The following is a 19024-nucleotide window of genomic DNA, read 5'->3' on the forward strand; positions in this document are numbered from 1 at the left end:
GACTCGGGAACCGAGTCCCCGCCCGACCCCGCCCCGACCCCTCTCCCGATCTTCCTCCGCCGAAGGAGCGACACCGTGACCTCCACCGATGCGAGCACCGAAGACACCCTGGACCTCCAGCTGCCCGAGGAGTTCGTCGCCCTGCTCGGGCAGGAGCGCCGCGACCGGGCGGAAGCGGACGCGGCGACCCGCGAGGACCTGCTCGACCGCATCGCCGACTGGGGGCCGGCCGCGACCCCCGAAGGCGGGTTCCAGCTGGTGCCCGTCCACGTCGAACGGGACGTCCCGCTGATCGCCCGCTGGATGAACGACCCCGCCGTCGCCGCGTTCTGGGAGCTGACCGGCCCGCCGAACGTGACCGATGACCACGTACGGGCCCAGCTCGCGGGCGACGGACGCAGCGTCCCCTGCGTCGGCGTGCTGGAGGGCGTGCCGATGAGCTACTGGGAGGTCTACCGGGCCGACCTCGACCCGCTGGCCCGGTACTGCCCCGTCCGCCCGCACGACACCGGCCTCCACCTGCTGATCGGCGACTCCGCCGACCGCGGGCAGGGCCTCGGCACGACGCTGCTGAGGGCCGTCACCGACCTCGTCCTCGCCCGGCGGCCCGCCTGCACGCGTGTGCTCGCCGAACCGGACGTCCGCAACACGCCCTCGGTCGCCGCGTTCCTCGGCGCCGGGTACCGGTTCTCCAGCGAGGTCGACCTGCCCGCCAAGCGTGCCGCCCTCATGATCCGGGAACGGTCCTCCGGTGCACTGCCGTAGCGCGCCCGCCGTGCAAGCCCGGCCCCGCCACACCGTCCCCGCCCATCGGCCCCGCCGCCCAGGAGCCCCCGTGCCACCGCTGTACCCACGGCCCCACCGGCCCCACGTGTCCGCCTTGCCGACCCGTCTGTCAGTCCTGGGCCGTAGGGTGGTCGCGCTATGACGAAGCCCTCACTCCCCGAACTCCTGCACGCCGCCGTCACCGCCGTCGGCGGCACGGAGCGTCCCGGCCAGGTGGCCATGGCCGAAGCCGTCGAGGAAGCCATCGACGGCGGCTCCCATCTGCTGGTCCAGGCCGGCACCGGCACCGGCAAGTCGCTCGGCTACCTGGTGCCCGCGCTGGCGCACGGGGAGCGGGTCGTCGTGGCGACCGCGACCCTGGCCCTCCAGCGCCAGCTGGTGGAGCGGGACCTGCCGCGGACGGTCGACGCGCTCCATCCGCAGCTGCGCCGCCGCCCGGAGTTCGCGATGCTCAAGGGCAGGTCCAACTACCTGTGCCTGCACCGGCTCCACGAGGGGATGCCGCAGGACGAGGAGGAAGGCCTGTTCGACCAGTTCGAGGCCGCCGCCCCCACCAGCAAGCTGGGCCAGGACCTGCTGCGCATGCGCGACTGGGCGGACGAGACCGAGACCGGCGACCGGGACGATCTCACGCCCGGTGTCTCCGACCGGGCGTGGTCCCAGGTGTCGGTGTCCTCGCGGGAGTGTCTGGGCGCCTCGAAGTGCGCGTACGGCGCCGAGTGCTTCGCCGAGATGGCCCGCGAGCGCGCCAAACTGTCCGAGGTCGTCGTCACCAACCACGCGCTGTTGGCGATCGACGCCATCGAGGGCGCCCCGGTGCTGCCGCCGCACGAGGTGCTGATCGTGGACGAGGCGCACGAGCTGGTGTCCCGGGTCACCGGGGTGGCGACGGGAGAGCTCACTCCCGGGCAGGTCAACCGTGCGGTGCGGCGGGCCGCGAAGCTCGTGAACGAGAAGGCCGCCGACCAGCTGCAAACGGCCGCCGAGGGCTTCGAACGGCTGATGGAGCTGGCGCTGCCGGGCCGCTTGGAGGAGATCCCGGAGGACCTCGGCTACGCCCTGATGGCGCTGCGCGACGCCTGCCGCACGGTCATCTCGGCTATCGGCGCGACCCGCGACAAGTCCGTGCAGGACGAGGACGCGATCCGGAAGCAGGCGCTGGCCTCCGTGGAGTCGGTGCACGACGTGGCGGAGCGGATCACGAACGGCTCCGAGTGGGACGTCGTCTGGTACGAGCGCCACGACCGCTTCGGTGCCTCCCTGCGCGTCGCCCCCATGTCGGTCTCCGGTCTGCTGCGCGAGAAGCTCTTCACGGACCGCTCGGTCGTCCTGACCTCCGCGACCCTGAAACTGGGAGGCGACTTCAACGGGGTGGGAGCCTCGCTGGGCCTCGCCCCGGAGGGCACCGAGGGCGACGACCTGCCGCAGTGGAAGGGCGTCGACGTCGGCTCGCCCTTCGACTACCCGAAGCAGGGCATCCTGTACGTCGCCAAGCACCTGGCGCGCCCCGCGCGGGACGGCGACCGGGGCGACATGCTCGACGAACTCACGGAGCTGATCCAGGCGGCGGGCGGCCGTACGCTGGGACTGTTCTCCTCGATGCGGGCGGCTCAGCTCGCCGCCGAGGAGCTGCGTTCCCGCATCCCGGAGTTCCCGATCCTGCTCCAGGGCGAGGAGACGCTCGGCGAACTGATCAAGAACTTCGCCGCCGATCCGCGGACCTGCCTCTTCGGCACGCTGTCGCTCTGGCAGGGCGTCGACGTCCCGGGGCCGAGCTGTCAGCTGGTCGTCATGGACAAGATCCCGTTCCCGCGCCCCGACGACCCCCTGATGAGCGCCCGCCAGAAGGCCGTCGAGGAGGCGGGCGGCAACGGCTTCATGGCGGTCGCCGCCACGCACGCCGCGCTGCTGATGGCCCAGGGCGCGGGCCGTCTCGTACGGGCGTCGGGCGATCGCGGGGTGGTCGCCGTGCTGGATCAGCGACTGGCCACGGCCCGGTACGGGAGCTACCTGAAGGCGTCGCTGCCCGACTTCTGGTTCACCACGGACCGCAATCAGGTCCGCAGATCACTCGCCGCGATCGACGCGGCGGCCCGTCAGACGGAAGGCGACTGACCGCGGGCCCCGCCACCGGGCCCCGCCACCGGCCACCGGGGCCCGCCGACGACCCGTCACCGGGGCCCGTCGGCCGTCCACCGATACCGGGGGCCGGCCGACGTGACCGCACGCCCCGTATCGGCTCGTAGGACTCGCAGGCCCCACATCCGCCACCCGGTGCTTTCGCGGGACTCCATGCCCGTCACCCGGGGGCGTTGAGCCCGCACGCCCGTCGCCGGTCACGGGCCTCGACCGCCCGATGCCCTGCAACGGCCCGCCCGGGACAGAGCTGGGCCCCGGAACCGGCGCAGAGGTTCCGGGGCCCGGTCGGGTCGGCGGGGCGCTGCCGTCTCGGCGCGCCCGTCCGCCGTGGCGCTCAGACGCGGCGCAGTACGGCCACCACCTTGCCGAGGATGGTCGCGTCGTCACCGGGGATCGGCTCGTAGGCCGCGTTGTGCGGGAGGAGCCAGACGTGGCCGTCCTCGCGCTTGAAGCGCTTCACGGTCGCCTCGCCGTCGAGCATCGCGGCCACGATGTCGCCGTTCTCGGCGACCGGCTGGCGGCGGACCGTGACCCAGTCGCCGTCGCAGATGGCGGCCTCGATCATCGAGTCGCCGACGACCTTCAGGACGAACAGCTCGCCGTCACCGACCAGCTGCCGGGGCAGGGGGAAGACGTCCTCGACGGACTCCTCGGCGAGGATCGGCCCACCGGCGGCGATGCGCCCCACGAGCGGCACGTACGACGCGGCCGGCTTGCCGGCGGTGTCCGTGGGCTGGACGGACGAAGCCTGGTCGGAGCCGCGCACCTCGTAGGCGCGCGGACGGTGCGGATCGCGGCGCAGGAAGCCCTTGCGCTCCAGTGCCATCAGCTGGTGAGCGACGGAGGAGGTGCTGGAGAGGCCGACGGCCTGACCGATCTCCCGCATCGACGGCGGGTACCCCCGCCGCTGCACTGAGTCGCGGATGACCTCGATCACCCGGCGCTGCCGATCGGTGAGCCCCGAGCTGTCCGCCCGGATGCCGGGAGGTCGGCCCGGCAAGGAGCGCTTGTGCCCCTCTGGGTTCGTGGCGTCGCTCATCGCGTGCACCGGCTCAGGTCGGCCCTGGGGGCGGTCCTGGGCAGTGATGATGGCACTGTCGGCGGTGGTGGTCACGTCGGCCCCTCTCGATGGTCTCCCTGCTGCACAACGGTAGTAGCTTTCGAAAGGTTGCGCCAAACACACGTTCGAGTGAAAAAAGGCGAATCGCTCGTCCGGAACGCATGTATGGGTGTATGGCTACCGTGGCGCCCGACGGACAAAAGGGCTCATTGCTGTACTCTTCACCGCCGTGGTGACAACCTCGGGGATGTCGCTCCAGTCTGCCATCCGGCATCCCGTTCGACCGGGCGGGTCCCGCCATCTGTGCGGTAGTGCCACGCCCCCTCCCCGCGGCGCCCACGCTATCTCCGCATGCTCCGGGGTGGTACGGCCGTGCGGGTGAGTCCCCCGCCCCGCGTCGGCGCGTGCCGCCGCGGCACGGGTGGCCGTACGCGGGGGTGTCACGTGTACGCACGGGTGCGACACGCGTGCAGGGTGTGAATGTAAGAGCCAATCCCCATATCTAGTGGTTGGATTGCATCAACAGCCCACAAGTTGTGGTCCCCCGGGTCTTCGGGCCCGTCGCGATCGCCTATGCTGGGGGCTGCTTCGAGGGGCCCGAGTGGCCTTTCGGGGCTGTTGATTCTGCTGTGAGGAGGGTTCGGAGTTCATGCACTGCCCCTTCTGCAGGCACCCCGACAGCCGTGTCGTCGACAGTCGTACGACGGACGACGGCACGTCGATCCGCCGCCGCCGCCAGTGCCCTGACTGCTCCCGTCGCTTCACGACGGTGGAGACGTGCTCGCTCATGGTGGTGAAGCGGTCCGGGGTCACCGAACCGTTCAGTCGCACCAAGATCATCAACGGTGTGCGCAAGGCCTGCCAGGGCCGCCCCGTCACCGAGGACGCGCTCGCCCAGCTGGGCCAGCGGGTCGAGGAGGCGGTGCGGGCCACCGGAAGTGCCGAGCTGACCACCCACGACGTGGGGCTGGCCATCCTCGGCCCGTTGCAGGAACTCGACCTCGTCGCCTATCTGCGGTTCGCCTCCGTCTATCGGGCTTTCGACTCGCTCGAAGACTTCGAGGCCGCGATCGCGGAACTCAGGGAGGCGACGAGGCCCCCCGGCCCGGACGGCGACGAGGCCGGCGCGGGGAACCACGAGAACGACCGCGGGTCCACGGGGGCGGCACAGGTCCCCGAGCCCGCGGGCGCCGCCGACTGACCGGCGGGCCGGACCCGGTGCCCGGGCCCGGCCGCACGGCGGCGAGTGAGGAAGACCTGTTGCGGGCGGAGCGAGAGACGTCCGCAACACCAGACAGAACATCGTGCCACGGGAACAATCGGGGCACTTCAGGGCGTTTTCGCCCGTACAGGGAGGCGGCATGACAGAGACGGCGAGCGGTCCGGCACGGAGTTCCCGCGCCAAGGGCCCCAAGGCGGGCAAGGGCCTCCGGGTCGAGCGCGTCCACACCACTCCCGGCGTCCACCCCTACGACGAGGTGGCCTGGGAGCGTCGTGACGTCGTCATGACCAACTGGCGCGACGGCTCGGTCAACTTCGAGCAGCGCGGCGTCGAGTTCCCCGACTTCTGGTCGGTGAACGCGGTCAACATCGTCACCAGCAAGTACTTCCGGGGCGCCGTGGGCACCCCGCAGCGCGAGACCGGCCTCAAGCAGCTGATCGACCGCATCGTGAAGACGTACCGGAAGGCCGGTGAGGACCACAGGTACTTCGCCTCGCCCGCCGACGCCGAGATCTTCGAGCACGAGCTGGCCTACGCCCTCCTGCACCAGATCTTCAGCTTCAACAGCCCGGTCTGGTTCAACGTCGGCACGCCCCAGCCGCAGCAGGTCTCCGCCTGCTTCATCCTGTCCGTCGACGACTCCATGGAGTCGATCCTCGAGTGGTACAAGGAAGAGGGCATGATCTTCAAGGGAGGCTCGGGCGCCGGCCTGAACCTCTCCCGTATCCGCTCCTCCAAGGAGCTGCTGTCCTCCGGCGGCAACGCCTCCGGCCCGGTCTCCTTCATGCGCGGCGCCGACGCCTCCGCCGGCACGATCAAGTCCGGTGGCGCCACGCGCCGGGCCGCCAAGATGGTCATCCTCGACGTCGACCACCCCGACATCGAGGGCTTCATCGAGACCAAGGTCAAGGAAGAGGAGAAGATCCGCGCCCTGCGTGACGCGGGCTTCGACATGGACCTGGGCGGCGACGACATCACGTCCGTCCAGTACCAGAACGCCAACAACTCGGTCCGCGTGAACGACACGTTCATGAAGGCCGTCCAGGACGGCGGCAAGTTCGGCCTGACGTCCCGGATGACCGGCGAGGTCATCGAGGAGGTCGACGCCAAGGCGCTCTTCCGCAAGATGGCCGAGGCCGCCTGGGCCTGCGCCGACCCGGGCATCCAGTACGACGACACCATCAACAACTGGCACACCTGCCCGGAGTCCGGCCGCATCAACGGCTCGAACCCCTGCAGCGAGTACATGCACCTGGACAACACGTCCTGCAACCTCGCCTCGCTGAACCTGATGAAGTTCCTCAAGGACGACGGCAAGGGCAACCAGTCCTTCGACTCCGAGCGCTTCGCCAAGGTCGTGGAGCTCGTCATCACCGCGATGGACATCTCCATCTGCTTCGCGGACTTCCCGACCCAGAAGATCGGCGAGAACACCCGCGCCTTCCGCCAGCTCGGCATCGGCTACGCCAACCTCGGCGCCCTGCTGATGGCGACCGGCCACGCCTACGACTCCGACGGCGGCCGCGCCCTGGCCGGTGCCATCACCTCCCTGATGACCGGCACGTCGTACCGCCGCTCCGCCGAGCTCGCCGCGATCGTCGGCCCCTACGACGGCTACGCCCGCAACGAGCAGCCGCACCTCAGGGTCATGAAGCAGCACTCCGACGAGAACGCCAAGGCCGTCCGCATGGACGACCTGGACACGCCGATCTGGGCCGCCGCCACCGAGGCCTGGCAGGACGTGCTGCGCCTCGGCGAGAAGAACGGTTTCCGTAACGCCCAGGCGTCCGTCATCGCCCCGACCGGCACCATCGGTCTGGCGATGTCCTGCGACACCACCGGCCTCGAGCCCGACCTCGCCCTGGTCAAGTTCAAGAAGCTGGTCGGCGGCGGCTCGATGCAGATCGTCAACGGCACCGTTCCGCAGGCCCTGCGCCGCCTGGGCTACCAGGAGGAGCAGATCGAGGCGATCGTCGCCCACATCGCCGAGAACGGCAACGTGATCGACGCTCCCGGCCTGGCGCACGAGCACTACGAGGTGTTCGACTGCGCCATGGGTGAGCGCTCCATCTCCGCCATGGGTCACGTCCGCATGATGGCCGCGATCCAGCCGTGGATCTCCGGTGCCCTCTCCAAGACGGTGAACCTGCCGGAGTCGGCGTCCGTGGAGGACGTCGAGGAGGTCTACTTCGAGGCCTGGAAGATGGGCGTCAAGGCGCTCGCCATCTACCGCGACAACTGCAAGGTGGGCCAGCCCCTCTCCGCGAAGACCAAGTCGGTCAAGGAGGCGGAGAAGACGGCGGTCACCGAGAAGACCGAGGCGGCCATCCGCGAGACGGTCGAGAAGGTCGTCGAGTACCGCCCCGTGCGCAAGCGCCTCCCGAAGGGTCGTCCCGGCATCACCACCTCCTTCACGGTCGGCGGCGCCGAGGGCTACATGACGGCCAACTCCTACCCGGACGACGGTCTCGGTGAGGTCTTCCTGAAGATGTCCAAGCAGGGTTCGACCCTCGCGGGCATGATGGACGCCTTCTCCATCGCGGTCTCCGTCGGCCTCCAGTACGGCGTGCCGCTGGAGACGTACGTCTCGAAGTTCACCAACATGCGCTTCGAGCCGGCCGGCATGACGGACGACCCGGACGTGCGGATGGCGCAGTCGATCGTCGACTACATCTTCCGTCGCCTGGCGCTCGACTTCCTGCCCTTCGAGACGCGCTCCGCGCTCGGCATCCACTCCGCCGAGGAGCGTCAGCGCCACCTGGAGACCGGCTCGTACGAGCCGTCCGACGACGAGCTGGACGTCGAGGGCCTGGCCCAGTCGGCGCCGCGCGCCCAGGAACTGAAGGCCGTCGCCACGCCGAAGGCCGAGGTCGAGGCGGCCAAGCCCGCTCCGCAGCAGGCGCACACCAGTGCCGAGCTGGTGGAGATGCAGCTGGGCATCCAGGCCGACGCCCCGCTGTGCTTCTCCTGTGGCACGAAGATGCAGCGAGCCGGTTCCTGCTACATCTGCGAGGGCTGCGGCTCGACCAGCGGTTGCAGCTGACGAGTAGCTCCCGGTAGTAACCCGTGAGTAAGGGGCGCCCGCAATGGCGGGCGCCCCTTACTCACGCGTCCCTGTTCACGCGTCCTTACTCACGCGTCGGCGTCCGCGTCGTCACGGCCTGCGTGCCGCGCCCATGGTGGCGGTGAAAGCCGCGGGATCGCCCTCGAAGCCGTGCACGCCGGCCCGGAACTCCCACGCCCCCGCCTCGTCGCGCACGAACTCCGCGACCGTGGCCGCCGTGGCGCCCTGAACGCCGCTGAAGTCGTCCGTGGCCAGGTCGGTGTACCCCTCCCGGATGCGCAGACCCGGGCTGGACACGTCGGCGAACGAGCGGTCCTCGGCGCGCTGCTGTATGGCGACGCCCACCACCACGCGCGTGTACCGGGGGGCCAGCCGCTCCAGCTCCAGCGTCATGACCTCGTCGAAACCGAAGCCCTTGCCGTCCTGGCTGTCCCGGTTGAGATAGATGGTGCCGTCGGGGGAGCGGCTGTCGAAGTGCACCACATAAGAGGGATCGCCGTACGGATCGTCCACCGTGTACGTCCCGGCGACCAGGTCCAGATCGGCGGGTGGCTGCCCCGCCGGACTCGGATCCCACCGCAGCGCGACCTCGACCTTGCCCACGCCCTTGCTGAGGCCGTTCACAGCCTTCCCCTTCCCACGTCCCCCGCCCCGCCCGGCTGCGACAACTGCCGAGCGATGACGGCCGGTTGCCCATCCTGCCACGCACAGCGACGCCGGTGCGGGCAAGTGGTCGTCCCGGGAGTGACCGGTGCCACGCTCCTGGCCTTACCATGGCGCGGTGCTGGTCAAGTGGATTCGCTGCACCGTGGTAGACCGCCGCGGTTTCGAGCGGGGGCAGCGGAAGTGGGCGGGGCTTCCGGGAGAGCCGGGTTTCCGGGGGCAGGGGGGCGGCTGGAGCCGGGGGCGGCAGGACGTGGCGCACGTCTTCGCGTTCTGGGAGAGCCGCGCCTTCTACGACTCCTTCATGGCCCGCTCCCACGACCGCCTCGCCTCGGCCCAGGTGGGCACCTTCAAGGACGCCCAGGTCAGGCTCTTCGACTACCGGTTCGACGTGAAGACGGGTTTCGAGCCGCGCTTCACCGACGCCGACCTGCTGCGGGTGGCTCTCTGCCGCGTGCACGAGGAGCGGGCCGAGCACTACGTCCTCATGCAGGAGAAGGTGTGGAACCCCGCGATGGCCGGTTCGCCGGGCATGGTGCGCGGGCTGTTCGGCGAGGCGCCCGGGCACGAGTACCTGGTCCTGTCCATGTGGCGGTCGGCCGCAGAGCACGGGAAGTACCGCACCGAGCGGGTGGAGCGCCTCGCCCTGCGCGCCCAGACGGAGGCCGACATCGCGGCGCTGACCGGGGACATCGTGCAGCTGGAGCCGTCCTGGACGGTCTGAGATCCGGCCCGACCCCGTGCCGCCGGGCGACGCCCGTGATGGCGGGACTGTGTGAGGTACGCCGTATGGGGCCGGTTCGAGTGCTTGGTTCCGCCCGTCTCGATCTAGGGTTCTGACATGGCACGACCACGGCGCATCGTTCTTGTCCGGCACGGAGAGTCGATCGGCAATGCCGACGACTCCGTGTACGAGCGGGAGCCCGACCACGCGCTCGCCCTGACCGAGCAGGGCTGGGCCCAGGCGGAGGAGACGGGCAAGAGGCTGCGCGAGGTGTTCGGTCCGGAGCGGGTCAGCGTGTACGTCTCCCCGTACCGCCGGACGCACGAGACGTTGCGCGGCTTCCACCTCGATCCCGAGCTCATACGGATACGGGAGGAGCCCCGGCTGCGCGAGCAGGACTGGGGCAACTGGCAGGACCGCGACGACGTGCGCCTGCAGAAGGCCTACCGGGACGCCTACGGCCACTTCTTCTACCGCTTCGCCCAGGGCGAGTCCGGGGCCGACGTGTACGACCGGGTCGGCGGTTTCCTGGAGAGCCTTTTCCGCAGCTTCGAGGACCCCGACCACCCGCCGAACGTGCTCCTGGTGACGCACGGTCTGGCGATGCGGTTGTTCTGCATGCGGTGGTTCCACTGGACGGTCGCGGAATTCGAGTCGCTGTCGAATCCCGGGAACGGCGAGGTCCGGATGCTCGTTCTCGGCTCGGACGGCAAGTACACCCTCGACCGTCCCTTCGAACGCTGGCGAGATCCGGAACCGTTCGGGATCACCGGATAGAGTGGCAGGGCGATGACCGCTCATTCATCTCCTGACGAGCGCCTGGACCGGGCGCTGTCCAGCCTGCGCGGACTGTCGGTGGGGGACGCGCTGGGCTCACAGTTCTTCGTGCCCGAGAACTACCCGCTGCTGAAGCGCCGCGAGCTGCCTCCCGGCACCTGGCAGTGGACGGACGACACGGAGATGGCCTGTTCCGTCGTCTCCGTCCTCGCCTCTCACGGTCGTGCGGACCAGGACGCCCTGGCGCTCTCCTTCGCCCACCACCACGACTTCGACCGGGGTTACGGGCCCGCGGTCAACCGGCTGCTGCGCCTGGTCCGGGAGGGCGGTGACTGGCGCGAGCTGGCCGCCGCGCTCTTCAACGGCCAGGGTTCCTGGGGCAACGGGGCCGCGATGCGCATCGCACCGCTGGGCGCCTGGTACGCGGACGACCCGGAGCAGGCGACCCACCAGGCGGAGATCTCGGCCTACCCCACGCATCAGCACCGCGAGGCGGTGGTGGGAGCCATGGCGGTCGCCGCGGCCGCCGCCCTGGCCGCGGACCCCGGCGGTCCGCCGACCCCGCACGCGCTTCTCGACGGGGTGATCGCGTTGGTGCCCAAGAGCGCGGTGGGCGCCGGACTGCGACGCGCCCGGGACATGCTGGATTACGGCGACGCCGCCACGGTCGCGGCCGTACTGGGCTGTGGCAGGCGGACGACCGCCCACGACACCGTGCCCTTCGCCCTGTGGTCAGCCGCCCGCGCGCTCGGGGACTACGAGCGCGCGTTCTGGACGACCGCCCAGGTCGGCGGGGACGTGGACACGACCTGCGCCATCGTGGGCGGAGTGGTCGCCGCCGAGAGGGCTGGAGCGCCGCCGGCCGAGTGGACGGCGCGGGTCGAGGTCCTGCCCGAGTGGATGGCGGCGTCCGTCTAGCGGACTCGCCCCCGGCCGGCCGACGCGCCGGGACGGGGTTCGGCACTCTTCGTGTTCGGCCCCCTCCGGGTTCCGCACCTTCCGCGTTCTGCGTTCTCGGCGTTCGGCGCTCTTCGCGTGCGGTGTTATTCGGATGTGACGGTCGGAACTCTCCGTGTGCGGCGGGAACTCCGAGTGACCGCCCGCGCGTTGTCGTGACGTGTTGCCGTGTGCGCCCGGGCCCTGCCCGGTGGCGGGACTGTCACGAGGGGGTGGAGTGTGGGCGCGCTGTTCGCGCTGGTCGGCGTGGGGCTGTTCCTGGTCCTGCTCGTGCCGATCCCGGGCTTCCCGTCGACCCTGGGCCGACACGAGGGGGACCGGCGGGCCTCCGTGACGCCCGTCGGCTCCCCTCGCCCGGCCCGCGACGGCGCGGTCTCAGCCGATCCCCGGCCCCGCCGAGCCGGACAGGGCCTCCAGGTCGCTCTTGCGTACCCGGATCACGAGCCACGCCGTGGCCAGGGCGAGTACGGCCATGGCGGCGGCCGGGATGAAGGCCGCCGATATGCCCTGTGCCAGTACGTCGTGCGCCCAGGGCGCGGGCAGCTGGTGCGTCTGTGCGAACTCCGCCTTCTGCTCCGCCGAGCCGTTGGCGAGGAAGTCCTGCACCTGCTTCTCCGCCTCGTCCTTGCTGGCCGTGCCGAACACCGTCGTCAGGATGGCGAGCCCGATCGACCCGCCCACCTGCTGCATCGCGTTGAGCAGGCCGGACGCCGCGCCCGCCTCGTGCTGGGCGACCCCCGAGACGGCGGTGAGCGTCAGCGTGACGAAGTTCAGCCCCATGCCGAAGCCGAAGATCAGCATCGGACCGAGGACGCCGCCGACGTAGGAGCTGTCCGAGCTGATGAGGGCCTGCCAGCCGAGCCCGAGCGCGGCGAGCGCCGAGCCCACCACCATGAACGGCTTCGGGCCGAAGACGGGCAGGAACCGCTGCGAGAGCCCCGCACCGAGGGCGATCACCACCGTGACCGGCAGGAAAGCCAGACCGGCCTGGATGGGCGTGTAGCCCAGCACGTTCTGGACGAACAGCACGATGTAGAAGAACATGCCGAACATCGCGGCGGCCAGGCTCAGCATGATCACATACGTGCCGGAGCGGTTCCGGTCCGCGAACATCTTCAGTGGGGTGATCGGCTCCTTGGCCCGCGACTCGATGAGGGTGAAGGAGAGCAGCAGGACCACCGCGGCCGCGAAGGAACCGATGGTCAGACTGTCCCGCCAGCCTTCATCGGCGGCGCGTATGAAGCCGTAGACGAGAGACGCCATGCCCGCCGTCGAGGTCACCGCCCCGGCGATGTCGAAGCGCCCGGAATGCCGTTCCGACTCGCTGATGTACAACGGGGTGAGCACGGCGATCAGAACACCGATCGGCACGTTGACGAAGAGCACCCAGCGCCAGTCGAGCCATTCGGTGAGCATGCCGCCCGCCAGCAGTCCGATGGCGCCGCCGCCGGCCGACACCGCGGCGAAGACGCCGAAGGCCCGGTTGCGTTCGGGGCCTTCGGGGAAGGTCGTCGTGATCAGCGCCAGCGAGGTGGGCGAGGCGATCGCGCCTCCGACGCCCTGGAGCACGCGGGCAGCCAGCAGCTGCCAGGGTTCCTGGGCGAAGCCGCCGAGCAGGGAGGCGAAGGTGAACAGCAGGATCCCGGTCATGAAGACCCGGCGCCGGCCCAGGATGTCTCCGGCTCGGCCGCCGAGCAGGAGCAGGCCGCCGAAGGTGAGCGTGTAGGCGCTCACGACCCATGTGAGGTCGGTGGTGCTGAAGCTGAGCGCCTCTTGGATGTGCGGGAGCGCGATGTTCACAATCGTCGCGTCGAGTACCACCATGAGTTGGCAGGCCGCGATGACGGTGAGCGCGATGCCGGGATGGCCCTCCCGGCGGGCAGCTCCCGGCTTCCGATCTTTGACCAAGGAAGAGGTTGTCACTATGTGTCCCCCACGCATGACTTAGTGAACGCTTGCGTTCACTGTTGCTTCAACGGTAGTGACACCCAGACAGTGAACGCAAGCGTTCACTTTCCGTGCCGCCGTGTGGTCCGTCCCCCGTTGTGGCCGCCTGGCGCACCCTGCCCGACACCCGACATCCCGCTCACTGGAGATCCCCGACATGGTTGCTTCGCACTGGGCGGCCGCGTCCGCCCAGACGCCCTCGCGCCGACGAGGCGTCGTCCTGGAACGCGCGATCCTCGAGGCCGCCCTCGACCAACTCGGCACCGTCGGCTGGAACGGCCTGACGATGGAGGGGGTGGCCGCCGGCGCCCAGACCGGCAAGGCCGCGGTGTACCGCCGCTGGCCGTCCAAGGAGGACCTCGTCGCGGACGCCCTGCTGTCCGGCCTCCCGAGCTTCGACGCGGCGCCGGATCTCGGGAACGTGCGCGACGACCTCCTGGCGCTGTGCCTCAGGGCGCGGGACGCGATGTACTCCCGCCCTGGGCATGCTGTGCGCTCAGTGATTCACGAATGCGACAGCGCGCAGGCGGAGCGCTTCCATTCGGTGATTGTCAAAGGAGTGGTCGAGCCGACCCTCGCCCTGCTTCGTGAGGTCATCAACCGCGGGATAGAGCGGGGTGAGGTGCGATCTGACGCGATGCACTGGTGCGTCTTCGACGCCGTCCCCGCGATGATGATGTATCGGTCAAAAATTCGCGGAAGTGAATGGACGGACCAGGAGGTCGAGGAACTGATCGACCAGCTGATGGTCCCGCTGCTGCGCCCCGACCCCGTCTGACAGCGGCCCGTACGGACGCCGATGCGGTGCCGATCCGATAGGGGGGAACCGGGTGTCGCCGACGGATCGGGGCGGCGTACGCTAAGGGCGTCATGCCGTACGAACCGCCTACTCACACCGTCGAGCGCTCTCTCCGCGCCACGACCGGAGCGAAGATCATTGCCGGTGTCGACGAGGTGGGGCGGGGTGCGTGGGCCGGCCCGGTCTCCGTCTGCGCCGCGATCACCGGACTGCGCCGGGCTCCTGTCGGCCTCACCGACTCCAAGCTGCTCACCCTCAAGCGCCGCACCGAACTCGCCGAGGAACTGCGGACGTGGGTGACCTCCTACGCCCTGGGCCACGCCTCTCCCGAGGAGATCGACGCCCTGGGCATGACGGCGGCCCTGCGGCTTGCGGCCGTGCGTGCCCTCGAGTCTCTGCCGGTCCGTCCCGACGCCGTCATCCTCGACGGCAAACACGACTATCTCGGGGCGCCCTGGCGGGTTCGTACGGTGATCAAGGGCGACCAGTCCTGCGTGGCGGTCGCGGCGGCCTCGGTGCTCGCCAAGGTCCAGCGCGACAAAATGATGGCCGAACTGGGCATCGACCATGCAGACTTCGCCTTCGCGGACAACGCCGGGTATCCGTCGCCCGTGCACAGGGCCGCACTGGCGGAGCGGGGCCCCACCCCGCACCACCGGTTGTCGTGGGCGTATCTTGATGCGCTGCCCCAGTGGCAGCACCTCAAGAAGGTCCGCAGCGGGGTGGACGGAAGCGTTCCGGAAATCGAGGGTCAGCTCGGCTTCGATTTCTGACAGTTCCGCTCGCAGGCATGTGCCACCCGCCGACGCGAGCCGCACCAACGTTTGATAAACATCAGCTCATGCCTCTCATTCCCGAGGAGCCTCAGATTCACGAGAAGGCCCAGGGTCCCCGCGCCACTCCGGCCAGCGGCCGTACCGCGCCGACCCCCCGCCCCGTACCCGGCCCCCGTCCCGCGGCTCCACCGCGCCCCGGTCGCCCCGGCCCCGTGCGGCCGGCGCCGCCGACGCAGCGTGCGTCGCGCGACTCGGCCGTAACCACCCCCGGCCCGTCGCGTCCGGCTGCTCCGGCCGCCGCCCCGGCCGCCCCGCAGATCCAGCTGATCCCGGCCTCGCCCGAAGGCGCGCTCGACGCCGCCGAAGAGGCCGTGGACCTGCTCCTGGACGCGGGGCGCACCCCCGGCGACGTGTTGGTGATCACCACTGGTGAGCCGCACCCGTGGGCCGCCCACGAACTGTCCTTCGGCGATGCCGCCTACTGGGCGCAGCACGACGCGGGCGACGACGTCTTCTACACGGACGCCGCCGTCGCCGACCGTGCCGTGTCACGGGCCGTGGTCGTGGTCGCGCTCAACGGCGGCCCCGAAGCCGCCGCTGTCACGGCCCTGTCCGCAGCCCGCTCCCGGGCCGGCACCCTGCTGATCGTCTGCGGTGACCCGCAGCGCGTCAACTCACTGCTTGGCGCGGGCGTCTGAGCCCGTACCGCCGCGTGCGGCGGTCGTCGCTGTGACCCAGGGGGCCGTGGGACCGGCTCCGCACGGTGGTCGGCTCGGCATGCCCCGGGGCGCACGCTCCGGGGCGCGGCAGGGCATCGACGCTGTCGCGTAAGCCGCACGTCGGCACCGGTCGGCACCGGTCGGCATCGGTCCACGCAGGTCGGCACCGGTCGTCACGGCGGTGTCCGCGAGGCGCGGGAGCGGGACGGTGCTCAGCGAGCCGCCGCGCGGCGCAGCACGTCCGAGGCGACGCCGCCGGTGCGCGGTGGCGGAAGCGGTGCCTCGGACGTGGCGAACGGCTCGGGCGCCGACGCCGCGTTGGGCCGGCGCCCGCCGCGGCCCTCGCCGAGGACCTGCCAGCCGTCCTTGGTCAGGGTGATGTAGGCGCCACAGCGCAACCCGTGCAACGTGCACGCGTCCCGCAGCCCCCACATCCACGCGCCGTCCTCCTCCGTCCAACGCGCGTCGCCCTCACGGCAGTAGACCAGCACAGCGGTACGCACCGGAGTGCGGCGCCGTAGATCGTGGGGGATGACGCGGCGCAGCTGCGAGAGCAGCGCGTTGCGGAACATCCATCCGTCGGCCGGGGTTGGCCGACTCGTGAACGAGGCGCTGGCGCGCAGTCGTTCGTCCGCGTCGAGTACGGCCACGATCGCGGTCGCCGGCTTCGGGTGGTGCCTCGCGTGCAGCCCGCTGACCACCTCCCGCGGATTGCGCAGCAAGGGGATTCCGGCGGCGGCCCACTCCGCCGGTTCGAGCATGCGAGTGGCGGAAGCGGCGGACGATGACAATGACGCCGCCGAGGACGGAGCGAATCCGAAGGTCACGTTCCTCCCTTCGGCTACGCGCCCACACTGGGGGCGGGGTCGGATTCGGGGGAGCGCGCACCGCAGTGAAGCCCTGCCGGATCACGGACGAGCCGTGCGGGGAGCGGACTTCGATTCTTCCTGTCGAACTTGGATGCGGCAACGAGCAATTGGGGCCGACGACCGTTATCGGATGAAGCGCGTCCTATATCCCTACCCAGAGGACGACCGGGTGACGCACGGGGCGTGCCGGACACAGCCTCGCGAGGGCAGGCTGCGGTGTTGCGTGCTCGTGGCCGTCGATCACCCCTGCACGGCCAGGACCAGTGGGAACACTCCTTGAGCGCCGGCACGTCGGAGCAGTCGGGCCGCCACGGCGAGGGTCCAGCCGGTCTCGGTGCAGTCGTCCACGAGGAGAACCGGCCCCGCGAGGTCGGTGAGTGCGGCGGCGAGGGCGGGGGGCACGGTCAGGGCGCCGTCGAGCGCCTTGAGCCGCTGTGCGCTGTTGCTGCGGGACGCCTTGGGCGCCTCGCCCGTGTACTCGACGGAGCCGAGCAGCGGCAGCCGACCGACCTCGGCGATGCGCGCCCCGAGGGACTGGACCAACTGGGGCCGGGTGTGGGAGGCGACGGTCACCACGCCGACGGGACGCGGTGGGGCGTCGGTCGCCCCCGAGGCCCAGCCGTCGGGCCCCTTCGCCCAGTCGGCCAGCACTCCCACGACGGCCTTGGCGACGTCGTCGGGCACCGGGCCGTCCGGAGCCTGCGGTGAGAGCATCGGCCGCAGCCGGTTGCCCCAGCCGATGTCGGAGAGCCGGCCCAACGCCCGCCCCGGGCCCGCCTGGTCCCCGGCCGGGATGCGTCCCTTCAGGTCGACGCCGATCGCCGGGAGTCCGGTCGGCCACATCCGCCGCGGCTCCACCTCGACCCCGGCCCGGCCCAGGTCGACCCGGGCCGCGTCGAGGGCGTCGGACGAGGTGTCCGCGGTGAAGCGCGGGCCCGCGCAGTTGTCGCAGTGGCCGCAGGGCTTGGCCCCCTCGTCGTCCAGCTGCCGTTGCAGGAACTCCATCCGGCAGTCCGTCGTCGAGGCGTAGTCGCGCATCGCCTGCTGCTCGGCCTTGCGCTGCCGTGCGACCCAGGCGTAGCGCTCCGCGTCGTACGTCCACGGCTGCCCCGTCGCGATCCAGCCGCCCTTGACCCGCTTCACCGCACCGTCCACGTCGAGGACCTTGAGCATGGTCTCCAGGCGGGAGCGGCGCAGCTCCACCAGCGGCTCCAGAGCGGGCAGGGAGAGGGGCCGCTCCGAGCGGGCCAGGATGTCGAGCGTGCGGCGGACCAGCTCCTCCGGAGGGAAGGCCAGAGAAGCGAAGTACTCCCAGATCGCCTCGTCCTCCTTGCCCGGCAGGAGGAGCACCTCGGCGTGCTCGACACCGCGCCCCGCGCGGCCGACCTGCTGGTAGTAGGCGATGGGGGAGGACGGCGAGCCGAGATGCACCACGAAGCCCAGGTCGGGCTTGTCGAAGCCCATGCCCAGCGCCGAAGTGGCGACCAGCGCCTTGACCCGGTTGGCGAGCAGGTCGTTCTCGGCCTGCTGGCGGTCCGCGTTCTCGGTCTTTCCGGTGTAGGAGGCGACCGTGTGGCCACGCTGCCGCAGAAAAGCGGTCACCTCCTCCGCGGCGGCCACCGTGAGCGTGTAGATGATCCCGGAGCCCGGCAGCCGGTCGAGGTGGTCGGCGAGCCAGGCCATCCGGTGCGCCGCGTCGGACAGCCGCAGCACCCCCAGACTGAGGCTCTCCCGGTCCAGCGGTCCCCGCAGCACCAGCGCGTCCGATGTGCCTCCGGTGCCGAGCTGCTCCGCCACGTCGGCGGTCACGCGCGCGTTGGCGGTGGCGGTGGTCGCCAGGACGGGCACACCGGGCGGGAGATCCGTGAGCATCGTGCGCAGCCGCCGGTAGTCCGGACGGAAGTCGTGCCCCCAGTCGGAGATGCAGTGCGCCTCGTCCACCACGAGCAGCCCGGTAGCCGCGGAGAGCCTGGGCAGGACCTGGTCGCGGAAGTCCGGGTTGTTGAGCCGCTCGGGGCTCACCAGCAGCACGTCGACCTCGCCGGCGGTGATCTCGTCCTGGACCGCCTCCCACTCCTCGGTGTTGGAGGAGTTGATGGTCCGGGCGCGGATGCCTGCCCGCGCCGCGGCCTCCACCTGGTTGCGCATGAGGGCAAGCAGTGGGGAGACGATCACCGTGGGACCGGCGCCGCGTTCGCGTTGCAGCGCGGTCGCCACGAAGTAGACGGCGGACTTTCCCCATCCCGTGCGCTGGACGACGAGGGCCCGGCGCCGGTCGGCGACCAGCGCCTCGATCGCCCGCCACTGGTCGTCCCGCAGTCGGGCGGTGCCGGACGGGTCCCCGACGAGACGGGCGAGGACCGCGTCGGCCGCTGTCCGGAGATCCGCGTTGCTCGTGTGCTCCATGCGTTCCATACAACAGGACGGGACTGACAGCCGGGCGGCGGGGCGGGACGGCGTGGTCCTCGCCTCTCGGGATTGACGTGGCCCTGATTCAAGTTATCCACAGGGCAAAGCGGAGT

The 19024-nt window shown here is 70.8% G+C and carries 15 protein-coding genes; 10 read left to right on the forward strand and 5 right to left on the reverse strand.

Annotation, left to right across the window (positions count from 1 at the left end):
* Positions 1-75 precede the first annotated feature (75 nt).
* Both AC07FV_RS23690 and AC07FV_RS23695 read left to right on the forward strand, forming a co-directional pair.
* Positions 76-765, forward strand: a complete 690-nt coding sequence (locus AC07FV_RS23690; protein ID WP_479089301.1) for a GNAT family N-acetyltransferase — start codon at positions 76-78, stop codon at positions 763-765.
* Between the two features lie 159 nt (positions 766-924).
* Positions 925-2901: an ATP-dependent DNA helicase gene (locus tag AC07FV_RS23695; protein WP_356611241.1), complete on the forward strand. Its 1977-nt coding sequence runs from the start codon at positions 925-927 to the stop codon at positions 2899-2901.
* 358 nt (positions 2902-3259) lie between these two features.
* Here AC07FV_RS23695 and lexA read toward each other — a convergent pair whose 3' ends face one another.
* Complete coding sequence (lexA, locus tag AC07FV_RS23700; protein ID WP_356611239.1) at positions 3260-4039, reverse strand: transcriptional repressor LexA; 780 nt, start codon at positions 4037-4039, stop codon at positions 3260-3262.
* Between the two features lie 595 nt (positions 4040-4634).
* On the opposite strand from lexA, the gene nrdR reads away from it, so the two are divergent.
* Complete coding sequence (nrdR, locus tag AC07FV_RS23705; protein WP_479089302.1) at positions 4635-5186, forward strand: transcriptional regulator NrdR; 552 nt, start codon at positions 4635-4637, stop codon at positions 5184-5186.
* Positions 5187-5346: 160 nt separating this feature from the next.
* Positions 5347-8250 (forward strand): vitamin B12-dependent ribonucleotide reductase, encoded by a 2904-nt coding sequence (locus AC07FV_RS23710; RefSeq protein WP_479089303.1) that lies wholly within the window; start codon positions 5347-5349, stop codon positions 8248-8250.
* A gap of 111 nt (positions 8251-8361) precedes the next feature.
* Here the strand turns inward: AC07FV_RS23710 and AC07FV_RS23715 are convergent, their stop codons facing one another.
* A complete protein-coding gene (locus AC07FV_RS23715) occupies positions 8362-8895 on the reverse strand; it encodes a TerD family protein (protein WP_479089304.1) in 534 nt (177 codons plus the stop codon).
* A gap of 157 nt (positions 8896-9052) precedes the next feature.
* On the opposite strand from AC07FV_RS23715, the gene AC07FV_RS23720 reads away from it, so the two are divergent.
* The 3 genes from AC07FV_RS23720 (at position 9053) to AC07FV_RS23730 (ending at position 11353) form a co-directional block, all read left to right on the forward strand.
* A complete protein-coding gene (locus AC07FV_RS23720; RefSeq protein WP_361014786.1) occupies positions 9053-9658 on the forward strand; it encodes a YdbC family protein in 606 nt (201 codons plus the stop codon).
* A gap of 117 nt (positions 9659-9775) precedes the next feature.
* The gene (locus AC07FV_RS23725; RefSeq protein WP_479089305.1) at positions 9776-10435 is read left to right on the forward strand and encodes a histidine phosphatase family protein; all 660 of its coding nucleotides are present in this window, start codon (positions 9776-9778) and stop codon (positions 10433-10435) included.
* Between the two features lie 12 nt (positions 10436-10447).
* On the forward strand, positions 10448-11353 hold the full coding sequence (locus AC07FV_RS23730) for an ADP-ribosylglycohydrolase family protein (RefSeq protein ID WP_479089306.1): 906 nt from the start codon (positions 10448-10450) through the stop codon (positions 11351-11353).
* Positions 11354-11767: 414 nt separating this feature from the next.
* On the opposite strand, the gene AC07FV_RS23735 is transcribed toward AC07FV_RS23730, so the two are convergent.
* The gene (locus AC07FV_RS23735) at positions 11768-13315 is read right to left on the reverse strand and encodes an MFS transporter (protein WP_479089307.1); all 1548 of its coding nucleotides are present in this window, start codon (positions 13313-13315) and stop codon (positions 11768-11770) included.
* 181 nt (positions 13316-13496) lie between these two features.
* Here AC07FV_RS23735 and AC07FV_RS23740 point away from each other — a divergent pair, with 181 nt between their 5' ends.
* From AC07FV_RS23740 to AC07FV_RS23750, 3 genes are all read left to right on the forward strand, one after another.
* Complete coding sequence (locus AC07FV_RS23740) at positions 13497-14117, forward strand: TetR/AcrR family transcriptional regulator (protein WP_479089308.1); 621 nt, start codon at positions 13497-13499, stop codon at positions 14115-14117.
* 92 nt (positions 14118-14209) lie between these two features.
* Positions 14210-14911 (forward strand): ribonuclease HII, encoded by a 702-nt coding sequence (locus AC07FV_RS23745; protein WP_479089309.1) that lies wholly within the window; start codon positions 14210-14212, stop codon positions 14909-14911.
* Positions 14912-14979: 68 nt separating this feature from the next.
* On the forward strand, positions 14980-15612 hold the full coding sequence (locus AC07FV_RS23750; protein ID WP_479089310.1) for a hypothetical protein: 633 nt from the start codon (positions 14980-14982) through the stop codon (positions 15610-15612).
* A 233-nt stretch (positions 15613-15845) separates the two neighbouring features.
* On the opposite strand, the gene AC07FV_RS23755 is transcribed toward AC07FV_RS23750, so the two are convergent.
* Together AC07FV_RS23755 and AC07FV_RS23760 are read right to left on the reverse strand one after the other, a co-directional pair.
* Positions 15846-16460 (reverse strand): hypothetical protein, encoded by a 615-nt coding sequence (locus tag AC07FV_RS23755; RefSeq protein WP_479089311.1) that lies wholly within the window; start codon positions 16458-16460, stop codon positions 15846-15848.
* Positions 16461-16742: 282 nt separating this feature from the next.
* Positions 16743-18908 carry a RecQ family ATP-dependent DNA helicase gene (locus AC07FV_RS23760; protein ID WP_479089312.1) on the reverse strand — a complete coding sequence of 722 codons (2166 nt, stop codon included), beginning with the start codon at positions 18906-18908 and terminating at the stop codon, positions 16743-16745.
* Between the last annotated feature and the right edge of the window lie 116 nt (positions 18909-19024).

The organism is Streptomyces sp. NPDC045956 (assembly GCF_056430705.1).